This is a genomic window from Bartonella sp. MR168JLCBS, assembly GCF_042194175.1.
This window is the reverse complement of record NZ_JBHIMP010000380.1, coordinates 330-705: the sequence shown is the minus strand read 5'-3', so window position 1 is coordinate 705 and position 376 is coordinate 330. Positions and strand designations below refer to the sequence as shown.

Below are 376 nucleotides of genomic sequence, written 5' to 3'. Positions count from 1 at the left end.
CCATTGTTGTATAATAGGGAACTTTTTGCATGAGCGCTGCATGTCGTAATGATTTGGAGTCTGAGATAGCACTGGCAGTGCTGGTTGTATTAAAAATCAATTGAATTTGTCGATTACGAATGGCATCTTCAATATGGGGATGACCCTCCAGCACTTTGTTAATTTTTTGTGCCTTAACGTTATGTTCGGAAAGAAATTTTTGTGTTCCACTTGTGGCTAAAACAGAAAAGCCAAGCTTAGCTAAACGTTTTACGGGATTTAAGACATGTTTTTTATCTTCATCTCTCACAGACACGAACAAAGTTCCCTCTTTTGGAAGCTCAACCCCAGCTCCAAGTTGGGCTTTTGCAAAAGCAAGAGCAAATTCATAATCAAG

1 pseudogene is annotated in these 376 nt (G+C 39.1%); it reads right to left on the bottom strand.

From position 1 onward, the window contains the following. A pseudogene (locus ACFIK8_RS11510) lies at nucleotides 1-376 on the bottom strand (carbamoyl phosphate synthase large subunit); the annotation flags it as partial.